7 protein-coding genes are annotated in these 6,437 nt (G+C 64.2%); 2 read left to right on the top strand and 5 right to left on the bottom strand.

Annotated features, from left to right (window positions below; all coding sequences use genetic code 11):
• The 5 genes from ACXJL8_RS04700 to ACXJL8_RS04680 all read right to left on the bottom strand — a co-directional run.
• Positions 1 to 653 (bottom strand): Rieske 2Fe-2S domain-containing protein (locus tag ACXJL8_RS04700; protein ID WP_456684677.1); only part of this gene is annotated, 653 nt, incomplete at its 3' end.
• 74 nt (positions 654 to 727) lie between these two features.
• Positions 728 to 1,624, bottom strand: a complete 897-nt coding sequence (locus ACXJL8_RS04695; protein WP_456684676.1) for a TauD/TfdA dioxygenase family protein — start codon at positions 1,622 to 1,624, stop codon at positions 728 to 730.
• Between the two features lie 235 nt (positions 1,625 to 1,859).
• Complete coding sequence (gene ispG, locus ACXJL8_RS04690; protein WP_456618383.1) at positions 1,860 to 3,143, bottom strand: flavodoxin-dependent (E)-4-hydroxy-3-methylbut-2-enyl-diphosphate synthase; 1,284 nt, start codon at positions 3,141 to 3,143, stop codon at positions 1,860 to 1,862.
• A gap of 12 nt (positions 3,144 to 3,155) precedes the next feature.
• Positions 3,156 to 4,109: a DMT family transporter gene (locus tag ACXJL8_RS04685; RefSeq protein WP_456618576.1), complete on the bottom strand. Its 954-nt coding sequence runs from the start codon at positions 4,107 to 4,109 to the stop codon at positions 3,156 to 3,158.
• Positions 4,110 to 4,144: 35 nt separating this feature from the next.
• A complete protein-coding gene (locus ACXJL8_RS04680) occupies positions 4,145 to 4,639 on the bottom strand; it encodes a Fur family transcriptional regulator (RefSeq protein WP_456618384.1) in 495 nt (164 codons plus the stop codon).
• Between the two features lie 155 nt (positions 4,640 to 4,794).
• Between ACXJL8_RS04680 and ACXJL8_RS04675 the strand changes: the two genes are divergently transcribed.
• Positions 4,795 to 5,277, top strand: coding sequence for a MarR family winged helix-turn-helix transcriptional regulator (locus ACXJL8_RS04675; protein WP_456684675.1), 483 nt, complete (start codon positions 4,795 to 4,797; stop codon positions 5,275 to 5,277).
• Positions 5,270 to 6,433 carry an HlyD family secretion protein gene (locus tag ACXJL8_RS04670; RefSeq protein WP_456618385.1) on the top strand — a complete coding sequence of 388 codons (1,164 nt, stop codon included), beginning with the start codon at positions 5,270 to 5,272 and terminating at the stop codon, positions 6,431 to 6,433. The genes ACXJL8_RS04675 and ACXJL8_RS04670 overlap by 8 nt, the downstream gene beginning before the upstream one ends.
• Positions 6,434 to 6,437: the final 4 nt, after the last annotated feature.

The raw sequence follows: 6,437 nt of genomic DNA, 5'->3' as shown, positions 1-6,437 counted from the left end.
ATCCAGCGCATGTGGTCGCTCGACATCCGCGCGATCGGATTCACGAAATGCTTCTTGATGTCCAGACTCTCGTTCTCCTCCTTGTCGAAGGAGAGATGCGCAAAAGTAAAATGCGCGGTGTCGATCGAGCCTTCCAGCGCCTGCACCCAGTTGCAGTCCTGCCATTTCTTGCTGACGTAACGATGCGAGGCCGGCAGCAGCGCCATTTCGAGATCGGGCAACTCAGGCATGGCATCAAGCGGGCCCATATAGGCCCAGATCATCTCGCCCCATTCGCGCACCGGATAGGACTTGATGCGGATCAGGTCCTTGGCGTTGATATCCGGATAGGAGGTCGGCATGTCGACGCAACGGCCGTCGGTGTCGAACTTCCAGCCGTGATAGACGCAGCGGATGCCGCATTCCTCGTTCCGTCCGAGCCAGAGATTGGCGCCGCGATGCGGGCAGTATTGATCGATGATTCCGACCACGCCGCGGGAGTCGCGGAAGGCGAGCAGCTCTTCGCCGAGCACGGTGATCTTTTTGGGCTCGCTGTCGGGCTCGGGCAGTTCTTCGGACAGAAGGACGGGAATCCAGAAGCGGCGCAACAGCTCGCCCATGCCCGTTCCCGGGCCGGCCTCGGTCAGGAATTTGTTGTCCTCGGCGCGGAGCATCGCGGATCCTCCCTATTTGTTTTTTTGGGAAGATTGGCGCGGGAGCGGGAGGACGTCAACGCAAGAAGCGGCGCCTACACGGGCCGCTCGCCCTTCACCGTCACGCGCGTGCCCGACCGGGTGTGCGGCCAGTAGTCCCACATCGCGCGGTGCTGGGTGCAGCGGTTGTCCCAGAACGCGATGGCGTTCTCGGTCCAGCGGAAGCGGCACTGGAACAGCGGGTTTTCGGCGTGCTGGTAGAGATAGGCGAGCATCGCATCGCTCTCGTCGCGCGGGATGCCGTTGATGTGGCGGGTGAAGCCGCGGTTGACGTAGAGCGMCTTCTTGCCCGTGACCGGGTGCGTGCGCAGCACCGGATGCTCGGCGTTCGGATAGGACGGACGGTCGGCGACGCCGTAATTGGCATAGAGCCCGCGATAGATCGGCTCGCCGTCATGCAGCGCGGTGAGGCCATCGAGATAGGCCTTCATGCGGTCCGACAGCGCCTCATAGGCGGCGTACATGTTGGCGAACAGCGTGTCGCCGCCGCGCGGCGGGCATTGCTTGATGTAGAGGATCGAGCCCATCGGCGGCTCGAGGTCGCAGGACACGTCGGAATGCCAGCCCTCGCCGTTGGCGCGCGGCGAATTCTTGTCCGCATAGATCTTCATCAGCGCCGGGTCTTCGTCCTCGTGGGGCGCGGCCGGATGAAAATGCAGCTCGCCGAACTTGCGGCCGAAGGCAAGGTGCTGCTGTGGCGTGATCTCTTGGTCGCGGAAGAAGATCACGAGGTTTTCGGCGAGCGCGCGATGGACCTCGTCCATCTGCCGGTTGGAGCGCGCATCGTCCGAGACGAGCTTGCCGATGTCGACGCCGGATATCTCCGCGCCGATGATGGGCGTGAGCTTTTCGACCGCGATGGTCTCGTAGGGCGCGCCGTCATCGGCGGTGTGGCGGTAGCGCGGACCCTGCTTGCCGGCGAGTGAGCTCATGGGTGTTGTCTCCCGATCGTTCTTGATTGGAGACATCGTAGCGCGCGGTGAGGGATGTGCAATCTGCACCGCAAACACAGTGTCGTCCCGGCGAAGGCAGGGACCCATAACCACAGGATCGCGTTTGACGAAGACTCGCAACCACCATCTCGCACCATAACCCCTGCCTGGGGTTATGGGTCCCGGCCTTCGCCGGGACGACAGCGGAGTGTGGGGCGCTAGCGGAGTAAAAAAACTACTCCGCCGCGGTCACCGGCACCTTGGCGCCCTGGCCGTAGCGCTGGTCGATGTAGTCGATCACCAGCGCCTTGAAGTCGGCGGAGATGGTCGGGCCACGCAGCGTGCGGAACTTCTTGCCGTCGACGAAGACTGGCGCGGCCGGGGCTTCGCCGGTGCCGGGCAAGGAGATGCCGATATTGGCATGCTTGGATTCGCCGGGGCCGTTGACGATGCAGCCCATCACCGCGACGTTGAGCTCTTCCACGCCCGGATATTTCGTCTTCCAGGCCGGCATCTCGTCGCGGATGAAATCCTGGATCGAGCGGGCCAGCTCCTGGAACGTGGTCGAGGTGGTGCGGCCGCAGCCGGGGCAGGCCGCGACCAGCGGCACGAAGGTGCGGAAGCCCATGGTCTGCAAGAGTTCCTGGCCGACCTGCACCTCGCGGGTGCGGTCGCCGCCGGGCTCCGGCGTCAGCGAGATGCGGATGGTGTCGCCGATGCCCTGCTGCAGCAGAATGCCGAGCGCGGCCGAGGAGGCGACGATGCCCTTGGTGCCCATGCCGGCCTCGGTGAGGCCGAGATGGATGGCGTAATCGGAACGTGACGCAAGATCCTGGTAGACCGCGATCAGATCCTGCACGGCCGAGACCTTGGCCGAGAGGATGATGCGGTCCTTCGGCATGCCGAGCTCTTCGGCGCGCGCGGCCGAGAGCAGCGCCGACTGCACCATCGCCTCGCGCGTCACCGCACGCACGTCGCGCGGATTGGCCGAGGCGGCGTTCTCGTCCATCAGCTTGGTCAGCAGCTCCTGGTCGAGCGAACCCCAATTGGCGCCAATGCGCACCGGCTTGTTGTTCTTGTTCGCGATCTCGATGATGTCGGCGAACTGGGTATCGCGCTTGTCCTTGAAGCCGACATTGCCGGGATTGATGCGGTACTTGGCGAGCGCCTCGGCGCAGGCCGGATAGGCCGCGAGCAGCTTGTGGCCGATATAATGGAAGTCGCCGATCAAGGGCGTTGTGATGCCGCGCTTGGCAAGGCCGTCGCGGATGTGCGGGACGGCGGCGGCGGCCTCCTCGCGGTCCACGGTGATGCGAACCATTTCGGAGCCGGCGCGCGCGAGCGCTGCGACCTGAGCGATGGTGCCGTCGATATCGGCGGTGTCGGTGTTGGTCATCGACTGCACGACGATCGGCGCACCGCCGCCGACGGCAACGTCGCCGACCTTGACCTGGGTGGTGCGGTGCCGGGGCGCCGGGCCCGCGATGTCGGAATCGAGAGGGTTTTCGAGCTTGTTCATGGGGTCCAAATATCAGGTTTTGGTGACGTTCAGCAATGCATCGCGCGGCGCCGCAGCCACTTGGCTCGGACGGTTAACCAGAAAAAGCCCAGCAATTACAAGGACGGCCGCCGCCCCGAAAGTCAGGCTCAAGGTGTCGTGCATGATGAAATAGCTACCCACCACGCCAAACAAAGGGGTGATGAAGGTAAAAGCGGACAATTTGCTGGCCGAATAGGTCTTCACCAGCGCGAACCAAAGCGTGAACGTGGTTCCTACCACCCAGATCGCCTGGAAGGCCATCAAGGCCAGGGACAGCGGTGCCGGCGTGTGGGTGATGGATTCGCCGAACAGCCAGGCGGCGAAGCCCAGGATCGGGATCGAGGTCGCGACCTGATAGCCCAGCGCCTTCTCGGGCGCGGCGAAGCGCAGCCGGGTGCTCTTGGCAACCAGTGTGGTTGCAGCCCACAGCGCCGCGCCGCCGACGATCATGAGATCGCCGAGCAGAACGTGTGAATCGACATTGGGCTGCGGCACACCGATCGCGAGCGCGACGCCGGCAAAGCTGACGGCGAGCCCCAGCCATTGCGCGCCGCCGAGCCGCTCGCCGAGCACCTGGTAGGAGCCGAGCGCGACGAAAAACGGAGCGGTGTAGAGAAACACCACCGCGCGAGACGCAGGGGTGAGGCGCAGGCCCTGGAAGATCAGCACGAACTCGATGCCGAACATCAGCCCGGCGATGAGGCCCGGCTTCCAGGTGCCGTCACGCTCGAAGAATTTGACCCCGCGCAGGCTGCCGATGATGAACAGTACCGGCAACGCGCCCATCGAGCGGATCATCGCCTGCAGCATCGGCGGGATGTCCGGCAGCACCAGCTTCACCGCGATCTGGTTGAAGCCCCAGGTCAGGCACAGCATGAGCATCAGGGCGATGGCGCCGGCGCTGAGAGGACGCCCGACCGATTGTATTGCTTGAGGTGTGGACATTTCTTCCCGAAAACCGGCTTCGCGCCGTTGTTGCTTCAAGATGTTTTCTGACAATGGGTGCAGATGCCCGTGATCTCCACCACGGACAGTTTCGGCGCAAAGCCTGACGCGCGCGCCGCGGCGTTGAGGTCTTGCGCAAAGGACGCTGACGGAATCTCGCCAACCAGGCCGCAACGCTCGCAGATCAGGAACGCCACCGCGGAGGTGGCGTCGTGGTCGTGGGCGGCGCAGGCGAGATAGGCGTTGCGGCTTTCGATGCGGTGCACCAGGCCGTTCGCCATCAAGAAATCGAGAGCACGGTAGACCGTGATCGGCGCCGGCCGGGGCATCGCCTTGGCGAGCTCGTCGATCACCTCGTAGGCCCCCAGCGGCCGGTGGCTCGAGAGCAGAGCCCCGAGCACCTGGCGGCGAATCGGCGTGAATTTCTGCGCGCGTTGCTCGCAGACCGCTTCGGCATGCGACAGTGCTTCCGCAGTGCAGCGGCCGTGATCGTGGTCGGGCGCGGGAAATGCCGGTTTTGCGAGGGTCATTGCCTTGCGTTCTAGCATTTTGGCTGGGGAACCCAAAGGCCGGGCCACGCGCGGCTGTCAGCCATGCTTTTCCGGCGGGACAGCGTCGCATTAACCTGCCATGAAAAAATCATAAGCTTGCTTATTGTATTCCAAGCTTATTGGAGACCAAGCTCATGAGCCGGGGGCCCGTGGACCAGAACTTCCTGTTTACGCTTGCCGAGCTCTATCGCCTGCTGCGCGTCTACGCCGACAAGGAGGCGTCGCGCTTCGGCATCACCCGCGCGCAATGGGCGGTGCTGGCCAAGGTCGAGCGCAGCGAAGGCATGAAGCAGTCGGAACTCGCCGAGCTGCTCGAGGTGCAGCCGATCACGCTGACGCGCCTGATCGACAAGCTCTGCGACAATGACTGGCTGGAGCGCCGCAATGACGCCTCGGACCGCCGCGTCAAACGCCTGTACCTGAAGAAGGCCGGCCGGACGCTGCTCGGCCGGATGAGCGGGCTGYGGTCCGAAATCACCGCCAACGCCCTCGACGGCATCAATCCGGCGGACGCCCACCGTCTCCTCACCCAACTCGAATCCATCAAGGAAAACGTGCGTAACGCGATCCAGACCAGCGGAGCGGAACAGGCGCGCAAGGAGCAACGCTATGGCTGATCAGGTCCTGAAATTCCAGCCGGAGCAGAAGAACGACAGCGGCAAGCCCACCAAGAAGGCCGGCACCAACCCGCGCCGCCGCCTGATCGCCGGCCTGCGCCGCTATCGCCGCTTCCTGCTGATGGTCGTGCTGCCGGTTGTGGTGGCCGTCGCCGGCTTCACCTTCTATCTCAATGGCGGCCGCTATGTCGGCACCGATGACGCCTATGTCGGCGCGCAGAAGGTGCTGGTGACGCCCGACATCTCCGGCAAGATCGAGAAGGTCGTCGTCAGGGAAGGCCAGCTCGTCAAGCAGGGCGACGAGCTGTTCGAGATCGACCCGGTGCCGTTCCGCCTCGCGGTGGACGAGGCCAGGGCGCAGCTCGCGCAGGCGCAGTCGACCTATGACAACCTCCGCGCCAACATCAAGATCTACGGCGACATGCTCAATCTCGCCCAGCAGGGCGTCGACCTCAAGCAGCGCGACGTCGAGCGCAAGCAGGCGCTGGTGAAGAACAGCTATGGCTCGCAGCTCGACCTCGACAACGCGGCGAACGCGCTGGTGACGTCCGGCTCGATCGCGCAATACGTCAAGCAGCAGATCTCGGCGGCCAAGACCCAACTGCTCGGCGACACCGACTTGCCGCTGGAAAAATTCCCGCCTTACGCCCAGGCCAAGTCCAAGCTCGACAACGCCGAGCGCAATCTCGACCATGCCGTGGTACGCGCCCCGATGGGCGGCGTTGCGACCCAGGTCGAGCAGATTCAGCTCGGCCGCTACGTCACCGCCGGCACGCCGGTATTCTCCATCATCGACGTCGCCCATCCCTGGGTCGATGCCAATCCGAAGGAGAGCGACCTCACCTACGTCACCGAAGGCCAGCCCGTCACGCTCGAGGTCGACGCGTTCCCGAACCATGTCTTCAAGGGCAAGATCGGCTCGCTCTCGCCCGGCACCGGCGCGCAGTTCGCGATCCTGCCGCCGCAGAACGCCACCGGCAATTTCGTCAAGGTGGTGCAGCGCGTGCCGATCCGGATCTATTTCGACGAGACCGACAAATATGTGCGGAAGCTGAAGGCCGGCATGAGCGTCTATGCCACCATCGACACCGGCCATAAGCGCTCGCTCGCCGGCCTGTTCGGGCTGTCGGCGGCGGCGAACCAAGACAAAGATTGAGACA

Source organism: Bradyrhizobium sp. P5_C11_2, assembly GCF_054049755.1.
Note: the sequence above shows the minus strand (reverse complement) of the source record. Positions and strands in the feature narration are given on the sequence as shown.